21 protein-coding genes, 4 pseudogenes and 1 other annotated feature are annotated in these 24,852 nt (G+C 43.6%); of the genes and pseudogenes, 4 read left to right on the plus strand and 21 right to left on the minus strand.

Annotated elements, in window-relative coordinates; genetic code table 11:
* Positions 1-2 precede the first annotated feature (2 nt).
* Entirely contained in the window at positions 3-461 is a 459-nt protein-coding gene (locus ABZM97_RS14835) for an SMI1/KNR4 family protein (protein WP_087992816.1), read from the plus strand.
* A gap of 50 nt (positions 462-511) precedes the next feature.
* Here ABZM97_RS14835 and ABZM97_RS14840 read toward each other — a convergent pair whose 3' ends face one another.
* The 12 genes and pseudogenes from ABZM97_RS14840 to acsA form a co-directional block, all read right to left on the minus strand.
* A complete protein-coding gene (locus tag ABZM97_RS14840) occupies positions 512-1,489 on the minus strand; it encodes an N-acetylmuramoyl-L-alanine amidase (protein WP_087992817.1) in 978 nt (325 codons plus the stop codon).
* A gap of 43 nt (positions 1,490-1,532) precedes the next feature.
* Positions 1,533-1,955: a holin family protein gene (locus tag ABZM97_RS14845; protein ID WP_087992818.1), complete on the minus strand. Its 423-nt coding sequence runs from the start codon at positions 1,953-1,955 to the stop codon at positions 1,533-1,535.
* A 40-nt stretch (positions 1,956-1,995) separates the two neighbouring features.
* Positions 1,996-2,835: pseudogene (locus ABZM97_RS14850) on the minus strand (glycerophosphodiester phosphodiesterase).
* 18 nt (positions 2,836-2,853) lie between these two features.
* Complete coding sequence (locus ABZM97_RS14855; protein ID WP_087992819.1) at positions 2,854-2,997, minus strand: XkdX family protein; 144 nt, start codon at positions 2,995-2,997, stop codon at positions 2,854-2,856.
* Entirely contained in the window at positions 2,998-3,351 is a 354-nt protein-coding gene (locus ABZM97_RS14860) for a hypothetical protein (protein WP_087992820.1), read from the minus strand. It abuts the gene before it with no gap.
* A 13-nt stretch (positions 3,352-3,364) separates the two neighbouring features.
* Positions 3,365-4,903 (minus strand): phage baseplate upper protein, encoded by a 1,539-nt coding sequence (locus ABZM97_RS14865; protein WP_087992821.1) that lies wholly within the window; start codon positions 4,901-4,903, stop codon positions 3,365-3,367.
* A 12-nt stretch (positions 4,904-4,915) separates the two neighbouring features.
* A pseudogene (locus tag ABZM97_RS14870) lies at positions 4,916-7,008 on the minus strand (peptidase G2 autoproteolytic cleavage domain-containing protein); the annotation flags it as partial.
* Positions 7,008-7,220 (minus strand): annotated as a pseudogene (locus tag ABZM97_RS14875) (site-specific integrase); the annotation flags it as partial. The pseudogenes ABZM97_RS14870 and ABZM97_RS14875, both read right to left, overlap by 1 nt.
* Before the next feature lie 67 nt (positions 7,221-7,287).
* Positions 7,288-8,439, minus strand: a pseudogene (locus ABZM97_RS14880) (IS3 family transposase).
* Positions 8,440-8,532: 93 nt separating this feature from the next.
* On the minus strand, positions 8,533-8,661 hold the full coding sequence (locus tag ABZM97_RS14885) for a hypothetical protein (RefSeq protein ID WP_277986961.1): 129 nt from the start codon (positions 8,659-8,661) through the stop codon (positions 8,533-8,535).
* Between the two features lie 149 nt (positions 8,662-8,810).
* Positions 8,811-10,079, minus strand: a complete 1,269-nt coding sequence (gene tyrS, locus ABZM97_RS14890) for a tyrosine--tRNA ligase (RefSeq protein WP_087992822.1) — start codon at positions 10,077-10,079, stop codon at positions 8,811-8,813.
* 49 nt (positions 10,080-10,128) lie between these two features.
* Positions 10,129-10,366: a binding site (T-box leader), on the minus strand.
* Between the two features lie 54 nt (positions 10,367-10,420).
* Positions 10,421-12,139, minus strand: coding sequence for an acetate--CoA ligase (gene acsA, locus ABZM97_RS14895; RefSeq protein WP_087992824.1), 1,719 nt, complete (start codon positions 12,137-12,139; stop codon positions 10,421-10,423).
* Positions 12,140-12,297: 158 nt separating this feature from the next.
* Between acsA and acuA the strand changes: the two genes are divergently transcribed.
* Genes acuA through ABZM97_RS14910 form a run of 3 tightly spaced genes read left to right on the plus strand, consistent with a single transcriptional unit; the run spans position 12,298 to position 14,764 of the window.
* Positions 12,298-12,930: an acetoin utilization protein acetyltransferase AcuA gene (gene acuA / locus ABZM97_RS14900; RefSeq protein WP_087992825.1), complete on the plus strand. Its 633-nt coding sequence runs from the start codon at positions 12,298-12,300 to the stop codon at positions 12,928-12,930.
* Positions 12,931-12,956: 26 nt separating this feature from the next.
* On the plus strand, positions 12,957-13,601 hold the full coding sequence (locus ABZM97_RS14905) for an acetoin utilization AcuB family protein (RefSeq protein ID WP_367386917.1): 645 nt from the start codon (positions 12,957-12,959) through the stop codon (positions 13,599-13,601).
* The gene (locus ABZM97_RS14910; protein ID WP_087992827.1) at positions 13,598-14,764 is read left to right on the plus strand and encodes an acetoin utilization protein AcuC; all 1,167 of its coding nucleotides are present in this window, start codon (positions 13,598-13,600) and stop codon (positions 14,762-14,764) included. Before ABZM97_RS14905 ends, ABZM97_RS14910 begins: the two co-directional genes overlap by 4 nt.
* A gap of 10 nt (positions 14,765-14,774) precedes the next feature.
* Here the strand turns inward: ABZM97_RS14910 and motS are convergent, their stop codons facing one another.
* From motS to ABZM97_RS14955, 9 genes are all read right to left on the minus strand, one after another.
* Positions 14,775-15,503 (minus strand): flagellar motor protein MotS, encoded by a 729-nt coding sequence (gene motS / locus ABZM97_RS14915; RefSeq protein WP_087992828.1) that lies wholly within the window; start codon positions 15,501-15,503, stop codon positions 14,775-14,777.
* On the minus strand, positions 15,493-16,311 hold the full coding sequence (gene motP / locus ABZM97_RS14920; protein ID WP_087992829.1) for a flagellar motor protein MotP: 819 nt from the start codon (positions 16,309-16,311) through the stop codon (positions 15,493-15,495). Before motP ends, motS begins: the two co-directional genes overlap by 11 nt.
* A 63-nt stretch (positions 16,312-16,374) precedes the next feature.
* Positions 16,375-17,379, minus strand: coding sequence for a catabolite control protein A (gene ccpA, locus ABZM97_RS14925; RefSeq protein ID WP_087992830.1), 1,005 nt, complete (start codon positions 17,377-17,379; stop codon positions 16,375-16,377).
* A 273-nt stretch (positions 17,380-17,652) separates the two neighbouring features.
* A complete protein-coding gene (locus ABZM97_RS14930; RefSeq protein ID WP_202326910.1) occupies positions 17,653-18,729 on the minus strand; it encodes a bifunctional 3-deoxy-7-phosphoheptulonate synthase/chorismate mutase in 1,077 nt (358 codons plus the stop codon).
* 237 nt (positions 18,730-18,966) lie between these two features.
* On the minus strand, positions 18,967-19,293 hold the full coding sequence (gene ytxJ / locus ABZM97_RS14935; protein ID WP_367386918.1) for a bacillithiol system redox-active protein YtxJ: 327 nt from the start codon (positions 19,291-19,293) through the stop codon (positions 18,967-18,969).
* A 23-nt stretch (positions 19,294-19,316) separates the two neighbouring features.
* A complete protein-coding gene (locus ABZM97_RS14940) occupies positions 19,317-19,772 on the minus strand; it encodes a YtxH domain-containing protein (protein WP_087992832.1) in 456 nt (151 codons plus the stop codon).
* 29 nt (positions 19,773-19,801) lie between these two features.
* Entirely contained in the window at positions 19,802-20,224 is a 423-nt protein-coding gene (locus ABZM97_RS14945) for a DUF948 domain-containing protein (RefSeq protein ID WP_148962358.1), read from the minus strand.
* 161 nt (positions 20,225-20,385) lie between these two features.
* A complete protein-coding gene (murC, locus tag ABZM97_RS14950) occupies positions 20,386-21,684 on the minus strand; it encodes a UDP-N-acetylmuramate--L-alanine ligase (protein ID WP_253268481.1) in 1,299 nt (432 codons plus the stop codon).
* Positions 21,685-21,933: 249 nt separating this feature from the next.
* Positions 21,934-24,789, minus strand: coding sequence for a DNA translocase FtsK (locus ABZM97_RS14955; RefSeq protein ID WP_202326903.1), 2,856 nt, complete (start codon positions 24,787-24,789; stop codon positions 21,934-21,936).
* Between the last annotated feature and the right edge of the window lie 63 nt (positions 24,790-24,852).

Raw genomic sequence — 24,852 nt, forward strand, 5'->3', positions numbered from 1 at the left:
CAATGACTTATCATGAAATTGAAGAATTTATTAAAGAAAACGCTGAAGATGATGATTTTACAGGCGGAATAAGTGAAGAAAAAATAAAAGAGATACAAAACAGTTTAAATGTAAAACTTCCCGAAAGTTATAAATGGTTTTTAAATAAGTATGGTTCTGGTGGAATTTACGGAGTAAATATACTTGGTCATGGGAAGGTTTCAGCAAGAGTTGTTACAGTTACTGAAGAATATAGGACACACTATGATTTAAGTGACGGCATTGTCGTAATAGAGTACATAGATGAATTTTCTTATTGCCTTGATACAAACAAAATGGAAAACGGCGAATGCCCAGTAATTGTTTGGGCAAATGAAGCCGGTTATGGAGACACAGTTGCAGATAACTTTTTGCAATTTTTCTTTGAAGAACTTGAAGAAGCGAAAGAAAACTGGGAGGAAGATGAAGACTGGGACGATTAAGTCAGAAGGATTGCAATTTAGAGCCCCTCATTATATGAGAGGCTCTTTTATTACTTCAATTTCGCTTCAATTTTCGCTTTAGTCTTAGGTCCATAAATGCCGTCAGCAACCAATCCATATATGGATTGGAACCGTTTGACCGCATTTGCTGTTTTCGGACCATACACGCCGTCAATGCCATTATTCTTCGCCACTTTATCCGGATAGAAATAAAGAGCTGCCAGCGCTTTTTGAATCCGCCTTACGTCACCCCCTTTTCGCATCGGGCTTGTCACTTTAAAGGTGCCAGAAGGCAGTGCATATGACGTTTTTTTACTGCTTGATTTAGTGTTGGAAGTGCTTGAGCCTGTGAGCTTTAATACTTGGCCGACTTTAATCAAGTTCGGGTTTTTGATACCGTTCAAGCTTTGCAGGGTTGCCACACTCACCCCGTGCTCTTTTGCTATTGCGGAAAGAGTATCTCCTTTTTTGACTGTGTAAGTGCTCCCTGCGGCTTTAGGCGCAGATGATGACGTTTTAAATGTTGTCTTTCCTCCTAACGCCTTTAATTCTGCTTCAATGGCAGCCTTAATCTCATCCCATCTTCCCTCTGATAAAATTCGATGCGGACAATTTTTGCCGTTCCAGTCTTGGTGTTTGCGGACACGATCAATACCCCAGCCTCGCTCTTTGAGCAGCTGCGCCACAAACTTGATCGCCAGCTTTTCTGCTGCCTTATATTTAGCGCCTCCTGACTTGCTGTAGCAGATTTCAACGCCAATAGACTTACGGTTCCCGGTGCCGTTTGTGCCGTCTCCTGTGTGCCATGCGTTACGATTTGTAGGGATTCCCTGCCGTACCTCTTTGTCATCGACTGCAAAGTGAAAGCTCGTCGAGCTAGTATTTCCGATCATATAGCTGATCTCATTGGCAGCTGACGCGTCATTCGCTGTATTGTGGATAGTGATGTATTCAGCGTCCATATAGTTCGGGCATTTCAAAGCGTATTTTGCTTCTGATACAAGATTCTTTTTCACTGTGATTGTCATAAGTGTTCTCTCCTTTATTTTTGATATAGAAAAAGCCGCCGGGTTACCCAGCAGCCTGTTCATCCTTTTCGTTTGTTTGTTCGTTGTCATTTTCGATTACGTGAAGCCTGTCAGTAATGGCAGCCGGAATCTTAACGCCGATCTGCGCCAGGTTCTCCGTAATGGAAAGCCCCTCATTGGCGATATAAAAAAGAACGGTTCCAAATGTCAGGACGCCGTTCAGATTGAGAATTGTATCTATGATGTTTGCCACGATGACCACCAGAAAACTAAGCATTTTCCGGACATAACCAAACCAAGCGCTTCGGCTCCGCAGCTTTTTGAATTTCCAAGCCTTGATCACACCGGCTATTACGTCGATAATGCTTAGAACCAGCAGTAAATCCAGGTACTTCACACCCCCAAACAGGTAAACTCTCGCTAAGTCCAACGTATCAAAATTAATAAACAAAGTCGTTTCCTCCATTTCTTGATATCACCTCCTTAGAGGCAAAATAAAAAACCCGTCAATTTGACGAGTTTTTTAGTCTCTTTGTATAAGCAGGGTCATTGGAAAATAATCCATCCACCCTTAAATTAATCATTTTCATTGTTTGTTTTTACTCATTCTCCGCATCGAAAAAGACATGAATATTTAAATTCGCAGCATGAACTTTTTCAACTATGGATTTATCAACTAATTTGGCATTAGGGCCTACTGCATAAGCGTAACTTTTTATCTGCTTAAGCTTATCACTATTTAAATCCTTCACTTCATCATCACCAAGTAAACGTACCAGTGGTACCTCTTTATTAATAGAATGTATCTTCTTTAAACTCTTTTCACTGAATGATTGTAATACTACTTTATGTTCGGCTAATAGATTGTATTTATTTAGGATTTCAATGAGTTTTTGTTCCATTACTAAATTGCCGTTATTATCTTCTCTTGTTTCAATATAATACTTTGTTGAAAGGCCGAATTCTTTTATTATTTCTTCTATTGTCAATACTTTCTGACCCTTACCTGCATTGAATTTTTTTAATTGAGACAGAGTAAGATCCTGAATCTTTCCTTTTCCGTTTGTTGTTCTTTCAACATCCTTATCATGAATAGCGACCAACTCATGATCCTTTGTTTGTCTTAAATCAATTTCGATAAAATCCGCTTTATCTTTTATGGCACGCTTATATGAGAGTAACGTATGTTCCGGCTCTAATGCTGAAGCGCCCCTATGTGCGATGATTAATGGATGATAATCAGGTGTTTTTGATGAAGATCCTTTAACAGCAGCTGTGCCTCTATACGTTGAACACCCACTTAATATAATAAAAACAATAAAAAGTAAATAGATTGTATTTTTCATAGATTTAAATTATCATATTTAATCTACAGTAACAATATCTTCCTTAACTATTTCTTCATATTGACTTTCGGTTATTTTATTGAAAGAGACAAAAGTTTTAACGTCATCCTTTGAATAACATCCCCATTTATAACAGGTAAGTATGCTTTTATACCAGTCCATTTAAACAACCCCTTTTTGTGCAAGTGATAGTATTAAATCGGCGTATATTTTAGCCTGTTGCTGAGCCATCGATTGAGTTTCAGCCAATTGTGAGATAAGTAAAGCATTTTGCTGCTTTAGTAATTCCAAATCTGAAGGTTCTCTGGTGGGCTTTAGGCTTATAATGTATTCTTCAGATGCTGCCTCCCCCCATTCGTTCAATTCGAGGTTGAATTTAGGCTTATACATCCCATCAGGCGGTGCGATCTTTGTGCAATTATTAGGGAGACTTTTTCCACCGTTAGCGTCTATTCCATCGACTATTACAGGTGTTTCAAATATAAAATCGTCATCATATTTATATACTTGTATCATTTATATACTCTCCTTAAACAGCCTTAAAACTAAACCCTAAACTAATATAATCATTTGGCTTAACTGTGTTTGAACAATTCTCTATAACAACTTTCCCATCGATATCTACAAGCAACCTATGTGTCTGTGGAATGCCTGACATACCACCTTGGGAAGCTACTCCAACCCACTGGATGGCTCTAGCTGGTCTGTATCCCTCCGGTAAAATAAAGGCAGGAACCCCGAAACCTATTATTCCTTTTGAAATAGCACCTTCTACAAATACTGTACCAGTTACATCCTTGGCATATCGTACTTTATATTTTGTTTGGTCAGTTGCGTTTGAATCAGTGTAATTCACCCAACTATTTTGTAACGTCGGAGAGAACCATGTTAAATCTGTTAGTTTTTTTTCAAGGTTATCAGTGTATGACCTGGCATTGTGCTCTGTTTCTAATTTAGACCAGCCAGTCCACCCTTGATTTAAGTTCAGATAATTTGTAAAGACGTTATTTTTATAATCAATTGCAACTACATAACCAAATGTGCCCTTTCCATCACTATCAGTTGACGTAAAGTGAAAAAATCCTCTAGTTGATAATGAAGAAGGACCATTTGTTGACTTTCCTGACGAATAAAAGGTACCGAATTGCTTTCCAGCTTCAACAATTTGACTCAGGAAATCATCCGTATCTCCTATTGATATAAGAACTCCGCCTGCATCATTTGTAATTTTAAAAAGTTGAGCACTATTCCATTTCGTACGCTCAGCCGCAGTTATGTGTTTTACCATATCCGCAGCATGAACATCTGTGTAGGCTTTCGCATTAGCCTCGGCAGTATTCCATTTGTTTCGATCATCTTCTGTAACATGAATAGTCTTATCAGAAGCATGATTGTCAAAATTAGTTTTACTTGCTTGTTCCACATTTAAAACTTTATCCAGACCGACTTGTCCTTTTGTGACCTTGTGGGGGTTTGCGGTATCTGAAATGTGTGTATCTGTATAGAATTTAGCTGCTGATAATGCTGCATCCGCCTTTATCTGGGCACCCTCTTTTGTTTCAATTGCTTCAAGGTCAGCAAACTTTTTGCGCAGCTCTTCAATTGTTTGGCTGATCTCGTCCACTGTCTGGTTTATGCCGTCCCGTAATGTCTCAAAATCATCAATGTAATACTCTGCTACCGGGACAATGTTCTGATCTTCCAATGTCTTTGATATCGTAAACGTGAAAAAGGAAGTAGCAAGAGCCTGACTATTTGTGTAGTAAAGCTTTAATTCAGCCTTCACAATGCCAGGATGCTTTAATTCTTCATGTGACAAAATGTACTCTGCTTTTCCATTCACTTTATCTATGATAGTAAGACTCTTTTTATAAAAGGAGCCGTCCGGATAAAGCAAAACAATTTTTGCATCAACCGCGGACAATGGAAGTGGGACACCATCTTTTGTAAAAGAAAAGGACAGCTTGGAGCTGCCCGTATCTTGCGTCATAAATTGTATGTTTGTCGATCTTCCGTCTGACCTGCGGGAATTAATATCATATGTGACGTTTGCGTCTTTATAAATCAAGGTTCAACCTCCTTAATGCTGCGGTGTAACGATCATTTTTGCTACTCCATAGCCTTTTTCTTCGTCGTATGGCATTTCAATTTTCATGACAGTGCCGTATCCGCTGGATTCAGCTTTTGTCGCTATTCCTTCAATGGCCGTTACACTATCGCCCACGCCAACTGTGGAATCTATACGAACAAACACTGACCGATAAGGCCGATGACATGCCATTCGTCTCGATCTCCACGAGGCTTATATTTCACAGAAGGGTCATAGTCTGGATTTTCCGCCGGAACCGTTATAACCCGTTCCCCGTCGTAAACCTCTCTATAAATAATGCCGCCAAATTCATCCCTCAAATACCGGTCTTTCCAATCGAAAGCAGCACCACCGAGGACAAGCCTAGCCGTCTTGGATACGACACCCAGAATCTTATCGCCAGCGTCGGCTTTCCGAACCTTTTCACCTTCCAAAGCTACAAGGTAGGAAGCTTCAATTTTATGGCCGTCAGTTGACTCAAAGTATTCCGCAAAGCCTTTAAGGTCAGAGACGCTTTCCACACGGTTTGTAGCGCGAACATTTCCGCCTATTGCATCTAACTCGATCTTTTTGTTTCCTTCTGATGGATTACCGTCACCATGCCCTAAAGCGATGCTGTATTCTTTGGTATTTATTACATTTTTAGAAGCCATAACAACCGAAGAACCGCTGTCTCCTTTTGTATGAGAGTTATAGGAGAACATAACACCATTGCGCGATCCTTCTGTGGACGCTCCGCCAGCAATACCAGCAATGAAATTCCGTTCGCCCTTCGCGATAATCGTTCCCGATCCAGCTATGATTGCACTTGTATCCGTTAGAGGTGAGCCCGATCTGGCAGCAGCCCGGAAGCCGCCTTTTATGTTTGTAGGTACCGAACTATATTTTTGACCTGCTAAAACTGCCGCATTAGTATAGCCAACAGCCCGTACTGCTGTTATGTCAGCCTGATTGTTTGGTGACGAAATCCCTATACTGCCGCCTCTTGTATGAGCAATACCGTTCATTAAAGTGACATAGTAAACCCCGCCGCCGATGGAAATTCCCTCTGGGGCTGAATCATGGATAGTAAAATTTGAAATACGAACATCATCCGTTCTTTGATCACCGCCATAGATACGGACATCCGAACCCGCCTTCGCAAATCCAGAAATATTCAAACCATTAATGTTAATCTTGCGGCTTTTATACTGGAAGGCGATAACTGGTGTCCCTTTATAGTCATAGGTAGGATCACCAAGTGCTGTAAAGCCCAGTACTGTAACACGCTGATAAGCAGAAATCACAAGCGCTTTCGGTTCTAGCCCAGCGTACAAATCATTGAATATCGGCTCCTTAGCCGTACAGTCTACTAAAGTGACATCTCTTGCTGTTTCACTCCATGGCTCATTTGCATAATGATGTCCGATATGACGAAGGTCATACGCTCTCACATCACGGAATGATTGATGGCCGTAAACATGAACATTAGAAGGTGCCGGCCACTTCGCATGTGCCTTTACTTCCACCCCACGGACATTCCCTTCCGTATAATTGTTAAATAACCACACGTCTTTTGAGCCGTCATCTACTTCAATACCATTTGAATTAGCTTTACCAAGGGCGTGTGCTGTTCCGGAAGGATATAAACATCTATTGTTTGTAATGAAGATATTTTTGCTGTAATGAGTTGTAATCCCGTCGTCTCCATACCCTTCACAAATACATCCATCAATCCAAATTGAGTCACAACCGTTTTTAGTGTAGTCACTATCTGAAATGTCGTAAGTTGGAGCCGAAATATCAATACCATGCAAAGCAGGGTTTATAGTTCGGACTCTTTGAATCCAAGCGTTTTTTACTTGTGCTAACAATAAGCAGCTGGATTTTACTCCACCCATGGCTTTCATGGTTCCATTTTGCCGTTCACGATTCCAATCAAGTGTCATATCACGAATTACGATATTTTTGTTACCGCCCTGATGATCAGCGTTCGTAATCACCCATTCATCTGATGGTGTCTCATCATGAAGAATAAGAGTGGTAATATCCATTCCGTCACCCTTAAAGATGACGTTGCTTTTTAGCTTCACACCGCGAACAACTTTAAGCCTAATGCTTCACCTTTTCTCATGCCGGTATATGACAGCAAGAAAATGAGTGTATAATTAGTTATATTTTCATATTGCTTTGCAGCAGATAGAAACTGTTTTAATTCCGTGGCTGTGTAAAAGTTATCACTAACCTCATCACTTTCGATTGTTATTTTATTAAAACGATTCCGCGTTAATATTTCATCATCCACGGCTGCATTTATTCGTTTTAAAAACCCCTGCCGCTATGGGGACTGACCCCCGTTTTTGAGACAGGGATCAAAACACCTTTTAAACAGCCAATTGCCGATAGTTTATCGGTGATTGGTTGTTTAGTTTCGTTTGAATACGAATATTGTTATAATAATGAATGTATTCTATGACAGTGCGTTCTACGATGGCGGTCGTGGTTCGATCAATGGCTGTTAAGATAGAACGTTTCAGACTTTAGTGAGGAATGAAACGATTCGATGGAGGCATTATCAGCGGGCGTCCCTTTGCGGGACATGCTCATGGTAATGCCTTTTGTTTTAACAGCTTTCTGATACTCGTAAGATGTATACACAGATCCTTGGTCACTATGTAACACGCAGTTCTCAGGCAGTGTTGGCAGTTGATCAAGTGTGTGTAAGACAAAGTCTGTGTCCTGCTTATCTCCAATCGTAAAAGCAATCACTTCTCCATTGTATACATCCAATATACTGGAAAGGTACAATTGCTTCTGTCCATAAGGCAAATACGTGATGTCCGTTACTAGTTTTTCTAGAGGATGATCAGACTGAAAGTTCCGATCTAATATATTATCGACCACGGCATATGGCTGCCCATTCTTCTTGCGCTTTTTCACCTTAACCCGGCACTGCCACTGATTTTTCTGCATAATACGCTGAACCGTTTTATGGTTAATACACATTCCCTTTTTTAATATAGCTGTGATTTTTCGATATCCATATCGATACCTGTGCTCTCGGCACAACGTGCCGATTTGTCTTTCTAAATGGCGTTTAGGTTGATCCTTCATCAGATTCTTCTTCCAACGATAATAAGACGCTCGGGAGATACCTAAATGAAAACAGATATCTTGTACGGTCATTGATCGGTGCAATACTTCTACAAGTTCGACTGACGTTTGGCTATCAACTTCCTTTCCAATTCGTTGTACTTTTTTAAAACTTCATTCTGTTGTCTCAGGTAACGATTCTCTGCCTGCAGTTTCTCTAATTCGGAAGAATACTCCGGACCTTTTCCATAAGTGTATTGCTTACCAACAGGCTGTTCAAATCGATGTGTATCACCAGCCTTATACCATCTGACCCATGTCTTAATCTGCGTATTATTTTTGATATTCAACTCCTGCATGATCTCTTTCATAGGTACGCCTGCCAATCTCATTTCTACAGCCTTCTGTTTCACTTCAAGCGGATAACTCACTCTTGTCCCCATAGAAAAAACACCTCCAAGTCTAATTTCGGATAACAATCATCCGTATTCAAACTTGAAGGTGTTTTTATTTGTCTCATCTTATGGGGTCAGTCCCTATGCGGTCGGGGTTTTTTTATCGTCTGTTTCGTCTGGCGCCTCTTGCTGGCCAACACTATCTCGCGTCTGGTGCTCCCAATAATCCCGCTGGAGCCTTTCTTTTGCAATCGTGCACATGAGATTCATGGTCAGCGCTCCTTTCTTAAAAGGTGGTGCTTGGAGGTGCTTGGGAGGTGATTGGTCGTGTTTGCCCTATCTAATATACTCTTTTCCTGTCATTCCTATGCGATAAACCAAAAAAAGATCCTTTGCCCATATCGGCAAAGGATCTTTTTTTATTTATACGTCACAAGAAAGTATTTTTTCTTCCCGCGGCGAAGGACAGTAAATTGGCCTTCGATACGGTCTTCAGCAGATAAGAGATAATTGATTTCCGTCTGGCGTTCGCCGTTAATGTAAACAGCTCCGTTTTGAATGTCTTCACGGGCTTGGCGTTTTGAAGGAGATAATGTAGATTGCACCAATACATCTACAAGTGAAAGCTCTTGGCTGCTGTCAGCTTCCATGGAAGGGACATCCTTAAAGCCCACTTTTACGTCCTGGGCAGAAAGCTCTTTAATATTGCCGCTAAACAACGCTTGGGATATGTTGATGGCTTGCTCCAGCGCCTCACGTCCATGAACGAGCGCTGTCACTTCTTCTGCGAGGCGTTTTTGCGCTTCACGCTTTTCTGGCGCTGTTTCTGTTTTCTCAGCGTATGCTTCAATTTCTTCTTTTGATAGGAATGTAAAGTATTTTAAGTATTTGACAACGTCACGGTCATCTGTGTTGATCCAGAATTGATAAAATTCATACGGCGATGTCTTTTCCTTATCAAGCCAGATCGCGCCGCCTTCCGTTTTTCCGAACTTCGTGCCGTCTGCTTTTGTGACAAGCGGAATGGTAAGGCCGAACGCTTTTGCCCCTTCTTCTTCTGATTTTCTGATCAGTTCAAGGCCCGCTGTAATGTTGCCCCACTGATCGCTTCCGCCAATTTGCAGCTTACAGTTTTTCTCTCTGTACAGATTTAAGAAATCATAAGATTGAAGAATCATGTAGCTGAATTCCGTGTATGAGATGCCGGATTCAATTCTTGAGCTGACCGTGTCTTTTGCCAGCATGTAATTGATACCGAAGTTTTTACCGACATCACGAAGGAAGTCGATCACATTCATTTTGCCGATCCAGTCAAAGTTGTTCGCGATGACAGCAGGGTTTTCTGCTGCATCAAAATCCAGAAATCTGGACAGCTGGTTTTTGATTCTTTGGGACCATTCGGATACGATGTCAGCAGTGTTTAATGTACGCTCCGCTTTTTTTCCGCTCGGATCGCCGATGAGGCCCGTCGCCCCGCCCACAAGCGCAATCGGATGATGGCCCTCAAGCTGAAAACGGCGAAGTGTTAAAATAGGCAGCAAGTGTCCGATATGCAAGCTGTCCGCTGTCGGATCAAAGCCTGAGTACAGGCGGATTTTTTCTTCATTCAGCTGTTTATTTAATCCTTCTTCATCCGTCATTTGCTGAATCAATCCGCGGAAGGATAAGTCTTCAAGTAAGTTTGTCATAAGATAAAGCTCCTTTTTGATTAAAATAAAAAACGCCCCTTCGTTTACACGAAGGGACGATTGATTATCGCGGTACCACCCTACTAATAAGAGAACGCAAAACATTCGTCTTATCACTTTGCCTGATAACGGATCAGGTCCGTTCTTTCACTACTGAAAGCCTGGCCGGCTTTGTTTGCAAAAGCGGTTCATGAGTGTATTCGATATATCCGTCTGTGCTGATTTTCACCGGCCATCAGCTCTCTGGAACGTAAGGATAGTCTACTTGTCTCAATCTTTACCTTTTCATATGAAGCTATATCATTTTTAACATAAATAAAATCCCGTGTCAATGTCGCCTTTTAATCCTCCATCGTTGACAGATCTCCTGCCGGCAGATTAAGCTCCCATGCCTTCAGCACCCGTCTCATGATCTTTCCGCTTCGGGTTTTCGGAAGCTTATCTTTAAATTCAATTTCACGCGGAGCCGCATGGGCTGCAAGACCCTGCTTTACAAATAGGCGAATCTCTTCTTTCAGTTTATCGGACGGCTCATATCCTTCTCTGAGTGCGATAAAGGCTTTAATGATTTCTCCCCGCACTGGATCAGGTTTACCGATCACGCCTGCTTCTGCAATGGCCTGATGTTCGACAAGCTTGCTTTCCACTTCAAATGGGCCGACGCGCTCACCAGAGGTCATAATGACGTCATCGACTCTTCCTTGAAACCAGAAATATCCCTCATCATCCATGTAAGCAGAATCCCCGGACACATACCAGCCGCCCGGCATGAAATACGATTCGTACTTTTCAGGGTTATTCCAAATGGTATGCATCATGGAAGGCCAGCCCTTTTTAATGGCGAGATTGCCCATTCGGTACGGCGGAAGTTCATTGCCCTGGTTGTCAACGATTGCCGCCTCCACACCGGGAATCGGCTTACCCATTGAACCCGGTTTGATCTCCATGCAAGGATAGTTGCAGATGAGCTGGCTGCCCGTTTCTGTCATCCACCATGTATCATGGATTCGTTTGTTAAAAACCTTATGCCCCCATCTGATGACTTCCGGGTTTAACGGCTCACCGACACTGAGCACATGCCGGAGTGAGGTTAGATCATATTTCGCAGCCATCTCATCTCCCGCTCCCATCAGCATTCGAAAAGCTGTCGGCGCGCTGTACCAGACGTTGACGCCAAGCTGTTCAATTGTTCCATACCAGCTTTCAGGGCTGAAACGTCCGCCGACAATGACATTTGTCGCTCCGTTCAGCCATGGTGCAAAAATGCCGTATACCGTACCTGTCACCCAGCCCGGATCTGCTGTGCACCAGTAAATGTCTTCCTCCTTTAAATCAAGGACCCACTTTCCTGTCTGATATTGCTGAATCATCGCTTCATGGACATGCAGCACACCCTTTGGCGTTCCAGTAGAACCCGATGTATAGTGAAGCAGATAGCCATCTTTTTTGTCCATCCATTCGATATCCAGTCTTGTGCCCTCCTGTTTTGCTGCTTCATCGTAATTGATGATGTTTGCGCCGCTTTCAGCCTTTCCGCCGACTACGAATATATGCTGCAAGTGAGGCAGTGTATCAGCCGGTATTCTCTCCAGCAGCTCAGGCGTCGTGACAACTACCTTCGCCTCGCTGTTTTCAAGCCGGTCTTTCACCGCTCCCTCCATAAATGCTTCGAACAGCGGCCCGGCGATGGCGCCAATTTTGATAGCGCCAAGCATTATAAAATATAGCTCGGGTGATCTTGGCATAAAAATAAAAACGCGGTCCCCTTTTTCCACATTTCCATGCCGTTTCAGCACATTCCCTGCCCTGTTTGTTTCTTCCTTCATTTCTTTAAATGTGTATTTTTCATCCCGGTTTGCGTCTTTATAATAAAGCGCTACTTTGTTTTTTCGAAACGATTCGGCATGGCGGTCAATCGCTTCATACGCCGCATTCAGTTTCCCTGTCTCATGCCAGGAGAAATGTTTCTCTGCCTCGGCCCAATCAAAATGCCGGTACGTTTCTTCATAATTTTTTAAATGAAAATCCCCTTCTACTGCTGGTAACGCTTTCAAATTCATGCCCAAACATCCCCCTTTGCTGAAGTTGTCACAATTATTATATTATATATTCATATTCTTCTCAATTTTTAAAATATAAACCATATTGAAAACGCTTTAAAATTTGTTATTCTTAAAGAAGCATGTATTTTTATAAGAATTGATGGGACGGTGGATCAGTGGAACATCATAAAACATACCATTCAGCAAACATCAAAACAGCAACCGGCTCCTTACTGATAGAAGGGCCTGTCTCTCCAGAGGATCTGGCAGGTTACGAGTTTCATACAGATTTAACCGCATTTCGCCCGCCCCGCGAGCAGCATGAAGCGCTAGTCGACATTGCCGGCCTTCCCGAAGGGCGTATTATCATTGCCAGAGACGGCAGAACCATTATCGGCTATGTGACGTATTTATATCCTGACCCGCTCGAAAGATGGTCTGAAGGAAATATGGAGGATTTGCTTGAGCTCGGGGCCATCGAGGTGGCGCCGGCCTATCGGGGATGTTCTGTCGGAAAGACGCTTTTGACCGTCAGCATGATGGATGAACAAATGGAAAACTACATCGTGATGACGACGGAATATTACTGGCATTGGGATTTAAAAGGGATGAAAAAAGATGTGTGGGAATACAGAAAGCTCATGGAGAAGATGATGAATGCAGGCGGATTGGCTTGGTTTGCGACAGATGAGCCAGAGATCAGCTCCCACCCTGCAAATTGTCTAATGGCACGCATCGGAAAAAACGTCAGCCAAGAATCAATTGAACAATTTGACAGACTCCGTTTTTATCATCGCTTTATGTATTAACTGACACTGACAAAGGGGAAAAAATAATGATTGTTGAGCAGATCATGAAAAGGGATATCATTACATTAACGAAGACGGATACGCTTGAAACAGCAATATGCAAACTGAAGGAATTCCATATCAGGCATCTGCCTGTTGTAAATGAAGACCGCCATGTGATCGGCATGATTACTGACAGAGACATGAAACAGGCCAGCCCAAGTATTTTTGAAGAAAGCAAACGAAGCCGATTTCTTACACGAAGCGTAGATTCAATTATGAAAAAAGATGTCGTGTGCGCCCACCCGCTTGATTTTGTTGAAGAAATTTCTGCGGTGTTCTACGAGCATGGCATCGGCTGTCTGCCCGTGGTGCAGCACCAAAAATTAATAGGCATTTTGACAAAAACCGATTTGTTGCGGACATTTGTCAAATTGACAGGCGCTGACCAGCCGGGGTCACAAATTGAAATAAAAGTAAACGACATCACCAAAAGTCTTGCGGAAATCAGCAGCCTTTGCCAAGACCTCCAAGTGAAAATATTGAGTGTGCTCGTCTATCCGCATGAAGATTCCGGTGTGAAAGTGCTTGTCTTCCGTGTGAAAATGATGAATCCGCTGCCGTTTTTGCAGGCATTACAAAGAAATGGACACCACGTCGTTTGGCCGTCAGAGCAAAGGGATTTGCTATGAGAGACAGTGTATTTATCTATTCTCCATCCTATCAAACCTATATGTTTCATCAGGAACATCCATTTAATCAGCAGCGAGTTCTGTTAACATATGATTTGCTCAAGACGATCAATGCCTTTGATGATGGAGACATTATCAGCCCGAGACTCGCGGCAGAAGAGGAGCTAGCCCTTGTCCACACGGACGATTACATTCAGGCGGTAAAGCTTGCGGGTGCCGGTAAACTTCCCGCTGAAGAAGGAGAAAGCTATGGGCTCGGCACTGAAGATACACCTGTCTTTGCCGGCATGCACGAAGCGGCATCACTCTTAGTCGGCGGCACCTTAACGGCCGCAGACTGGGTGATGTCAGGACAAGCCCTGCATGCCGCCAACCTTGGAGGAGGCCTTCATCACGGATTTCGGGGAAGAGCTTCAGGATTTTGCATTTACAACGACAGTGCTGTGGCGATTCAATATATCCAGAAAAAATACAGAGCCAGAGTGCTTTATATTGATACCGACGCCCACCACGGGGACGGTGTGCAGTTTACGTTTTACGATACCCCCGGCGTATGCACACTGTCTATCCATGAAACAGGAAGGTATTTATTCCCCGGAACAGGCCAGATTCAGGAAAAAGGAAGCGGAAAGGGATATGGCTATTCCTTTAATATCCCGCTTGACGCTTTCACAGAGGATGATTCTTTTCTCGAAGCTTATCGGACAGCAGCTTCCGAAGTCGCCGCTTATTTTCAACCGGATGTGATTATCAGCCAAAACGGTGCCGATGCCCATTACTATGACCCGCTAACGCATTTATCTGCAACGATCAACATCTACGAAGAAATTCCGCGACTTGCACACACGTTAGCGCATCAATATTGCGGAGGGAAATGGATTGCCGTCGGAGGCGGAGGATATGATATATGGCGTGTAGTGCCCCGCGCCTGGGCCAGAATATGGCTCGAAATGAAGGGCATTGATCCGGGACACGATATTCCTCCTGAATGGATCGTTAAATGGCAAAAACACTGCCCTGTCACCCTTCCGTCCAGCTGGAGCGATCCGGCCGATTTATATCCTCCGATTCCCCGCAAGCCTGAAATCACAGAAAAAAATGCCCAAACCGTAAGCAAAGCATTATATGCAATACGATCCGAGCAACAGCAAAGAACGAAGTAAAAAACGACCTTCACGAAGAGGTCGTTTTTGATTTTTTGATAACAATTTCCACACGCCGGTTTTCCTTCATGTGTTCGTTTGTCTTGTTATCCTTTACAGGTTTTGTATCCGCATAACCTACAGCGATAAAGCGCGTTGAGGGAAGTTTCTCTTTTGATGTGAAGTATTGAATGACTCCGCTTGCGCGTGCTGCTGACAGCTCCCAGTTAGACGGATATCGGTATGTTGCAATATTTCGGCTGTCTGTATGGCCCTCCACCTGAATGTCATTTGGAATGGTTTTCAGAAGAACGGCAATTTGTTGAAGAAGTGTTTCAGCATTTTTCAGCACCTTGGCCTCCCCTGAATCAAACAGCACAGACTCCTGCAGAACGAGTACGACACCGCGTTCATCCCGTTTGGCTGTCATTTGGGCCTTCAGGTGATGGTCTTTTATATATGTATTTACTTTCTTGAGAAGCTGATCCTGCTGATCCTTTTGCTTCTTCGCATTGGCTGGCGATGTGTTCTTTTTTTCTATGGACGTTTGGTCAGGCTGGATCCCGCCGCCTTCCTTTTGGATCGATTCGACTGCCGCTTTAAATTTTTGCAGATCAATTTGGGACATCGAAAAAAGTAAAATAAAGAACACAAGGATCAAAGTGATCAGATCTGAAAAGGTGACCAACCAGCTGGATGAAGATCGTCTATTTTTCCCGCTTCCTTTCCTTCTTTCAAACCGTTCTCTTCTAAGCTTCATGTATAGATCCCTTTTTTGTTTTTACTTGATTTGGCTGCTTCCGCCATTCTTCCCGGGAGCTGAAAACGACGAGCTGGCTTTCGAGGTTACGAGGGTTTTTTCCGGATTGGATTCCGATAATGCCTTCCACCATTACTTGCTTGATGAAGATTTCACTTTCTGTTTTTTCTTCGAGTTTGGCGGCAATCGGGTTGAACACCATGTTTGCCAGCAATGAACCGTATAAGGTTGTTAAAAGCGCAACGGCCATATTTGGCCCAAGCATGTGCGGATCATTTAAGTTTTTAAGCATCAGCACGAGCCCGACGAGTGTTCCGATCATTCCCCATGCCGGAGCGAATTCCCCCGCTTTCTCAAAAACACGCCGTCCTTTGCGGTGCCGTTCCTCCATTGCCGCGATCTCTGAATCCATGACGAGCCGAATCGTTTCTTCATCCCAGCCATCAATTGCTAAAAGCAGCCCTTTTTTCAAGAATGGATCTTTGATTTCCCGGGCCTGATCATCCAATGATAAAAGCCCTTGTTTTCGCGCGTGATCCGAAAGAGAGACAAAGGTTTTCACGAGATCTTTCACATTGTCTTCCTGGCGGATAAATGCCTGCTTTAGCACAGAGGGCGCTTTTCGCAGCTCTCTCGGCGGAAAACTGATAAAAACAGCGGCGCATAGCCCCCCTGTAACGATGAAGAAAGAGGTCAGATCTAGAAAAGAGCGGAAACCGCTTATTCCTGATCCCGAAATTATTCCGATCACAATCATAATCGTTCCTAACACAAAACCAACAGGTGTAAGATAATCAAAACGTTTCATCATTTCTCCTCATGAAAAAAGCAAGAATTCACCTTAGAGGTGAAGCTTGCTTTCTAGTTTTTCTTATGACTTGGTTGACTGCCTTAGCTCTATACGGTGCGGCAGTTCGACAATATGCTCTTCAACCGGCTCTTTATTCATGAGCTTCGTCAGCAGCCTCATCGCAACGGCGCCAATATCGTATGTCGGCTGAACCACTGTTGAAAGCTGCGGACGAACCATAAGGCTTAATCTCGTATTATCAAAGCCGATAATGTCGAGATCCTCAGGAATGGATAAGCCTTGATCCTGAGCCGCATGGATAATGCCGAGTGCCATTTCATCAGTTGCAGAAAGAATGGCTGTCGGTTTTTTGTCCAGGCTCATCAAATGTTGCAGCGCTTCAAGTCCGGAATCGTATGTGTAATCCCCTTCAGCAACAAATTGTTCATTAAACGGAAGATTCGCTTCTTGAAGCGCGCGTTTATAGCCTTGAAGTTTTTTCGAGCGGTTGATCGGTTCTGTCATTGGTCCGGAAACGAATGCGATGTCTGTATGTCCTTTATCAACCAAAAGCTTCACTGCATCATAAATCGCCTCTTCGTAATCGATCGCGACTGACGGTGTTTCCTCCTGCTCTTCTACAGAAGCGGCAAGTACGATCGGCACTGGGGAACGCTTAAATTCCGCAACATGCTCGTCCGTAATGTTTCCGCCCATAAACACGATGCCGTCCACTTGTTTGCCGAGCATTGTGTTTAACAGGTGCAGCTCTTTCTCCATGTTTTGGTCCGAGTTACTCAAAATGATGTTGTATTTATACATTGTCGCGATATCTTCAATCCCGCGCGCAAGCTCTGAATAGAAAATGCTTGAGATATCGGGAATGATGACTCCTACTGTTGTTGTTTTTTTGCTTGCCAGTCCTCTTGCCACCGCGTTTGGACGGTAACCGAGACGGTCAATGGCTTCCAAAACTTTTTTCCGCGTTGTCGGTTTTACATTCGGGTTGCCGTTCACAACACGGGAAACAGTTGCCATGCTTACATTAGCTTCTCTCGCTACGTCGTAGATCGTAATATTGCTCATCCTAAAACCACTCCTTTTACTGGATACACTTATCCTTATCTATAGCATAAACACTTTATGTAGAGAAATGTCATAATGTCCAAATTTATGTCGTTTATGATTTGTAAGCGTAAGTCAGTAGTTTACATTATTTTTCATTATTCATCAAATTTAAATACTTCTCATGAAATTATACACGTTTTTATAGATGATGAAAACGTATACTTGGATTTTATAACTAAATAAACGAGAAAACACAAAAAAAGGCCGCAGACGCGGCCTTTTTATTGTTTACTAAGCGTTGACTTTCACCATTGGTTTCAGTTCATTCAGCCATTTTTCGAATTCAGGAATCGCCATTTGCTGAGCAGAGTCAGAAAGTGCGACTGACGGATCAGGGTGAACCTCAGCCATTACGCCGTCTGCGCCGATCGCTAAAGCAGCTTTAGCTGTCGGAAGCAGGAGGTCGCGGCGGCCAGTTGAATGCGTCACATCAACAAAGACAGGCAAATGCGTTTCTTGTTTCAAAATCGGTACAGCAGAAATATCCAGCGTGTTTCTCGTTGCTGTTTCATATGTTCTGATACCGCGTTCACAAAGAATGATTTGATCGTTTCCTTGTGACATGATGTATTCAGCGGCATTGATGAATTCAGAGATCGTTGCAGCAAGTCCGCGCTTCAGAAGCACTGGCTTTTTCACTGAGCCGGCCGCTTTCAGCAATTCAAAGTTTTGCATGTTGCGCGCTCCGATTTGAATCACATCAATGTAGTCCAGCGCTTCTTCGATATGAGCCGGAGTTACGATTTCACTGATCACTGCCAGATCAAATTCGTCCGCTACACGTTTTAAAATTTGAAGGCCTTCAACACCGAGGCCTTGGAAATCGTATGGGCTCGTACGAGGCTTAAAGGCTCCTCCGCGCAAAATTTTAATTCCTTGTTTTTTCGCAGCTGCAGCCACTTCAGCCACCTGCTCGTAGCTCTCTACCGCACATGGCCCGACAATAAATCTTTGCTGGCCGTCTCCGATTTTTTCACCTTTAATATCTACAATTGTATCTTCAGGTTTTTTCTTGCGCGAGACAAGCAGCGCTTTGCTGTGATCTTCTTCCTGAAGCTCTAAACCGGCTTTGAATATCTCTTTAAAAATGTGCTGGATGGTGGAGTTTTCGAAAGGACCATCATTGTTTTCAATGATATTGTTTAACATTGTGCGTTCTCTGACAGGGTCAAATCGATTGACACCCTGTGCTTCCTTCGCTTTACCGATCTCTTTTACAACATTTCCGCGTTCGTTGATTAATTTTAAAATTTGTAGGTTTAATTCGTCTGCTTTCTGCCTTAAAAGCTCTAACTCTGTGTTGCTCATTTTTTTCATCCTTTCCCTGCACATTCATTTTTTATTTTGTAGTTATCATGCATCTTACTATAAGTAATTCCAAATGGAAATACTGAAATAAAAAAAATTTTATAAAAACTCCTCTTTATTACCCAAACGCTTTTAAGTGATAAAGTGATCTATATGAAGCTATCCTACATCATGTGAGGACAATGTTCAAGGGTTTTTTCAAAAAAAAAGCGCCAGATTGAATCTGGACGCTTTTTTCTATGACAAATGCTGCTTGATGCCCGCTTCTGTAATTTGTGAATGTGAGGTATGCCATTTCACTTCACCGTTTTGGATGACGAAAACCTGAGGGCTTTCGTGCTTTACGCCGTATGTTTCTGCGATGAAATTTGACAGCGGCCGGGCTTCTTGTACTTGCAGATAGTAAGCCGGCACATCCTCATGCTGATTTACAAAGGCAACAAACTCATGAAAGGCTGCCTGGCTGATCGGGCATGTGGTACTGTGTTTAAAGAAGACGAAAGTGCCTTCCTGTTCTGCAATCCGTTTAAATTCTTCCTCAGATTGAATAAGCTGTTTTGCCATGGCTCAAGATCTTCCTTCCCGGCTCAGCGATTGATATGCTCAGCCTGTTTTTGCGCATCTTTCAGTTCGTCTTTTACATCTTCTTTCGTTTGAAGGACCTGATCTTTTGTTTCGCCGGCCGCCTGCATCGCTTCTTCTCTCATCTCTTGCATATCAGTTGATGAATCCGTTTTTGCAGATTTAGACCGGTCTCTTAAATCCTTCACCTTGTTCATGATCTGCCCTGACTGATCCGCTACAAGCTGTGTGATGTTCGATGTTTTGTCTTTTGCGATGCTGACATATTGCGTGCCTTTTTCCTTCGCATCTGCCGTCATTTTGTCAGTTTTGTCCCGCAAAGCAACAGCTTGGCTGCCAAGATCGTCACGAAGTTCTTTGCCTGATTTCGGCGCTAGAAAAAGAGCGGTAGTGGCACCGATGATTCCCCCGATTAAAGTTCCGATTAAAAAATCTTTACTATTAATTCCATCTTTGCTCATCATTATTCCTCCTCATAGTTTTTTTTCTCTTACAGAGCCGACTTTTTCTTTTGCTTCCATTTCTCCCAAATTTCCATTGCTGCTTGGCTCCATGTGACAACTTGATTGATCTTGTCTTGATTTTCTCTTACTGATGCCGATACAGACCCCGCCGCCTGTTTCATGGATGTATTGAACTGCTGTACAGAAGTGCCCACTCCTTGAACAGCATGGACGACCGTGTTCAACTTTTCTGATTTTTCCTGAATATCTTCAGCCAGGCGGTTGGTCTTATGTAAAAGCTCGGCTGTTTCAGTTGTGATGCCCTTCATTTGTCCCTCCAGCCCTTCGAGAGTGGATGCGACATGTTTTAGGGTCAGCTGCAGTGACTTCAATGTCTTAGACAAGTAGATCACTAATACGAGAAATGCGACTGCGATGAGTGCAACGCTTAAATAAAGAATAATAATCATCTTAAACCTCCTTGCTGCAGGATATACTGCTGTTTACCCGTTTTCATAAATCATAAACATGTATACTGGGCTGTATACATAGTATTCTCCATTATGTAAGAAAATCCTTTAACAAGCTTTCCATCAGATAAATAAAAAGCAGTGAGAACACTGCTTTTTTATTATGCCATGACGTTTTCGTAGGCTCTCATATATTTTTGAATATCTCCTGCTCCCATAAAGATGAGAACGGCTTTTTCATGAGCTTTTAAAACAGATGTATCATGTTCTTCAATGAGCTTTGCATTATGAATTTTTCCCTGCAGGTCGCCGATCGTCAGCTTTCCTGCATTCTCCCGGGCTGAGCCGAAAATATCGCATAAATACACACAATCAGCCCCGCTCAGGCTTTCTGCGAATTGGTCAAGGAATTGGTGCGTCCGCGTAAATGTGTGAGGCTGGAATACCGCGACGATTTCACGATCAGGATATTTCTGTCTTGCCGCCTCAATTGTCACTTTTATTTCTGTCGGGTGATGAGCGTAATCATCAATCAGCACTTGATCCCCGAGCTGCTTCTCATTGAATCTGCGTTTGACGCCGCCGAATGATTTGAGGGCATGCTTAATGATGTTGGAATCAATTTCTTCATAATGGCATAACGCAATGACCGCCAATGAGTTTAATACATTGTGGTGGCCGTACGCAGGAATATAAAACGTATCATAGAATGTATTGCGGACAAATACATCGAAAGTTGTCCCTTCCGTGCTTTTTACGATGTTTCTGGCTTGAAAATCATTTTCTTCCCCAGTGCCGTAATACACAACCGGGACGTTCGCATGAATTTTCGGCAGATGCTCATCATCTCCGCAGGCAATAATGCCTTTGTTGACTTGAAGAGCCATCTCTTGGAAAGCGTCAAACACATCGTCAATGCTTGAGAAGTAATCAGGGTGATCAAAATCAATATTCGTCATGATCGCGTAGTCAGGCTGATAGCTTAAGAAATGGCGGCGGTATTCGCACGCTTCAAATACAAAGTATTCGCTGTTTTCATTTCCCTGGCCCGTTCCGTCCCCGATTAAGAAAGAGGTCGGTTTTGCGTTTTGGATCACGTGAGCCAGCAGGCCCGTAGTCGACGTTTTTCCGTGTGCGCCCGTAACGGCAACACTGGTGAATTTTTTCATATAGTCGCCTAAAAACTTATGATAACGTATCACCGGAATTCCTTCAGACATGGCTTTTTCAATCTCTGGATGCGTGTCTGGGAATGCGTTTCCGGCAATGACTGTCATGTCGGGTTTGATATTATCCGCGCTAAAAGGAAGAACCGTAATATTTCTTTTTTCAAGCGCTGTTTGCGTAAAAATAAACTTTTCGATATCCGATCCTTGGACAGTATATCCATTATCATGAAGTATTTGGGCAAGCGGACTCATACCCGTCCCTTTTATTCCAACAAAATGATAAACAGTCATAATTGTACCTCCAACAAACGTCTATCTGTTCCCCAGTATATGACGCTCATTTCAATTTGCGACCGCGGCGGCGAAAAGCCGCCCTTAGCGGCGTATTTTTATATGTTTTGTTATGTTCAGTATCCGGTTATTTCTTTCCGATTAAACCTAGATATCAAGATTTGTCTATGCGCATCTGCTGTAAAGCGGCATAGCTGTTAAATGCTCTAAACACTATCATACCATGTTTGGTGTGAAAATGAACCCATATTATTCGTTTATTAAATCACTTGCTGTGATCAGCACCTCACGAGGTTTGCTTCCTTTTGCCTCAGAGATCATGCCTTCCGCTTCCATCATATCAATCAGCCTTGCCGCGCGATTGTATCCGATTCTGAATCTTCTTTGCAGGCTTGAAGTGCTCGCGCTGTTTTGCTCAACCACATACTCACACGCTTCGTCAAACAGTTCATCCTCTTCTTTCAGGGCTGAGCCTTGTCTTACCAGCTCTTCTTGTTCAAATAAATAGGTTGGCGGCATTTGATTTCTGACGTGGGAAACGACGCGGTCGATTTCGCGGTCCGATACAAAGTTGCCTTGCAGGCGGACCGGTTTTCCCGAGCCGTTTTCCAAAAAGAGCATATCGCCTTTTCCGAGAAGCTTTTCCGCACCGGCTATATCAATAATTGTTCGGGAATCAACCTGGCTTGAGACAGAAAATGCGATTCTCGTCGGGATATTCGCCTTAATCAGACCGGTAATGACATCGACTGACGGCCGCTGAGTTGCGACGAGCAGATGGATTCCGCACGCTCTGGCTTTTTGGGCAATCCGCGCAATGCTCTCTTCGACATCATTTGGAGCCACCATCATCAAATCAGCAAGCTCATCAATAACCACAACTAAATAAGGCAGCTTTTCGCCCGTGTGATGATCTGCAGTTAATTGATTAAACCGGTCAATGTCGCGGACTCCCGAATGGGCAAACAGCTCATAGCGCCGCTCCATTTCCTCAACGACCCATTTTAAAGCAGCCGTAGCCGCTTTGGCGTCAGTGATGACCGGGCTGACGAGATGAGGAATTTTATTGTAGGGAGCCAGCTCTACCATTTTCGGATCAATCAGCAGCACCTTTACTTCACTCGGATCAGCTTTATACAGCAGGCTGACTAATATTGTATTGATGCATACGCTTTTCCCCGAGCCCGTAGCACCGGCAATCAAGCCATGCGGCATTTTCTTCAAGTCGATGACGACAGGGTTTCCTGAGATATCCAATCCCAGTGCTGCTGTAAGCGGTGACTTGCTTGTCCTGAAAGCTGGGCTGCGAATCATCTGGCGTAAATCAACCACCTTGCTCGTGCGGTTCGGAACTTCAATTCCGATCGTGTTTTTCCCCGGAATCGGCGCTTCGATCCGAATATCTTTTGCGGACAGGCTGAGTTTAATATCATCAGACAAGTTGGTGATTTTATTCACTTTTACGCCTGGCTCAGGATGCACTTCGAATCTTGTGACAGACGGCCCCTGGGTCACATGGACGACATTGGCGCGGACATTGAAATTTTTCAGGGTCAAATCAAGAAGCTGGCGCTGTTCTTCGATCCACGCAGTATCATCTTGAACTTGCGCTGGCGGGACGTCAAGCAGTGCAACATTCGGAAACACATAGCTGCCGCGGCGCTCCTCTGCTTTTTGCTGTTTGTGCGTATCTCTTTTCAGCATCATGACATTAAAAGGAACGGACGGCCCTTTTTGAGGAGATGCGCTTTGTTCAGTATGTTTCTCCTGCATGACAGGCCTTTTTTGCGATTCATCTGCAGCTGCATGTGTCTCTTCTTCACGGATCTCCCGCCGGTTTTCACGGGCTTCAGAAAACGGTCTGGAACCCAGTTCCATGTTGTCATCGTGCTCCGATTCTATATGATTGTCTGGCTGAACATCTATCTTCGTGTCCTCAGTTTCTATTATGCTGCCTGATGGCTCTTCTGATTCTTTGGCTTCTGTTTCTGCTTGAGTCAGAGCCTCAGATGCTGAACGCCCATAGCCAGCATGCGAGAAAGGCTCTTCCTGTTGAATTTCTATTTGCTCTTCTCGAACAGCAGGGGTCTCAGCAGTTTCTGGCGCGCTTGCGCGGTCATTATTTACTGCGCTGTCTGACGGCTCTTCCGATAATTCAGCCTCAGATACTGCCTCTGTCAGAGACTCAGGTGCTTTTTGTTCCTCATCATGTTCAGCTTGGAAGACAAGTTCTTCTAATTTCTCAGGCTGTTTTACTGCTAGTTCTTCTTGATTCTCAGCCGTTTCAGTGTCTTCAAGGTTTACACTGCTGTCTGACGATTCTTCTTGTCTCTCGGTCACGGTATTTGTCAGTGTCTTAGGCTTTTCATCAGGTTCAGCAGCGAAGAAAGACGCCTCTTTTTCTGGCTGCTGAATGCCGGATGCAGCTGGCCCTTTGTTATCTGACGGCTCGGCTGGGTTCTTCGCCAGCGCTTCATCACGCTCTGCAGACTTTCCGTTTAAGACACCAGAAGGCTGTTCTTCAAATTGGGGATCCCGGAGGAAAGACCCTTCTTTTACGTGCTGTTCCGCTCTGTCAGCAGCTGGATCTGTATAGAAGCGTTCACGTTCAATTTCTTCTGACAGCAGTGTTACCTTCTCTTTTTCAACAGATTTGTCCGGTGCCTTCAATGCGTCAGAAGGCTGTTTCGGCACATCCTTATTGACGGATGGTTTTTGATTGAATCCATATATAGGCGAAGGGATATTTGTCGGTTTAAACGGTTTCTTCGCCGGCTCTGATGTTTGATATGTATGCTGCTCTTTTTCATTTTTCGGGCGGTCCTTGTGCGGTGCGGCGCTTGGTCGGGGCGCGGATTGCGGCTTGTCCGAAGGTGCGCGGCGCCTTCTCAGCTCATGATTGTTGTATCCATCAGGCACGACTGGAAAACGGAACTTGCCGTTTGGATATTCATAATATATTTTAGGATCTTCCAATCTTTTTAATTGTCCTTCGGAATGATGTACTTCTTGTTGCTGCGGAATTTGAGCGGGTTTTGTTTCCCGTTCAGCATCCTCTTTGCTCTCGCCTAAAAACAAATCAAAAAATTTATGAAGCCAACTCATAATTTATCTCTAACTCCCTTATAGTTTTATGGGACGTTTTTTAGTATACCATTGCTGGTCTGC

Source organism: Bacillus vallismortis (genome assembly GCF_040784915.1).
Taxonomy (GTDB): domain Bacteria; phylum Bacillota; class Bacilli; order Bacillales; family Bacillaceae; genus Bacillus; species Bacillus subtilis_G.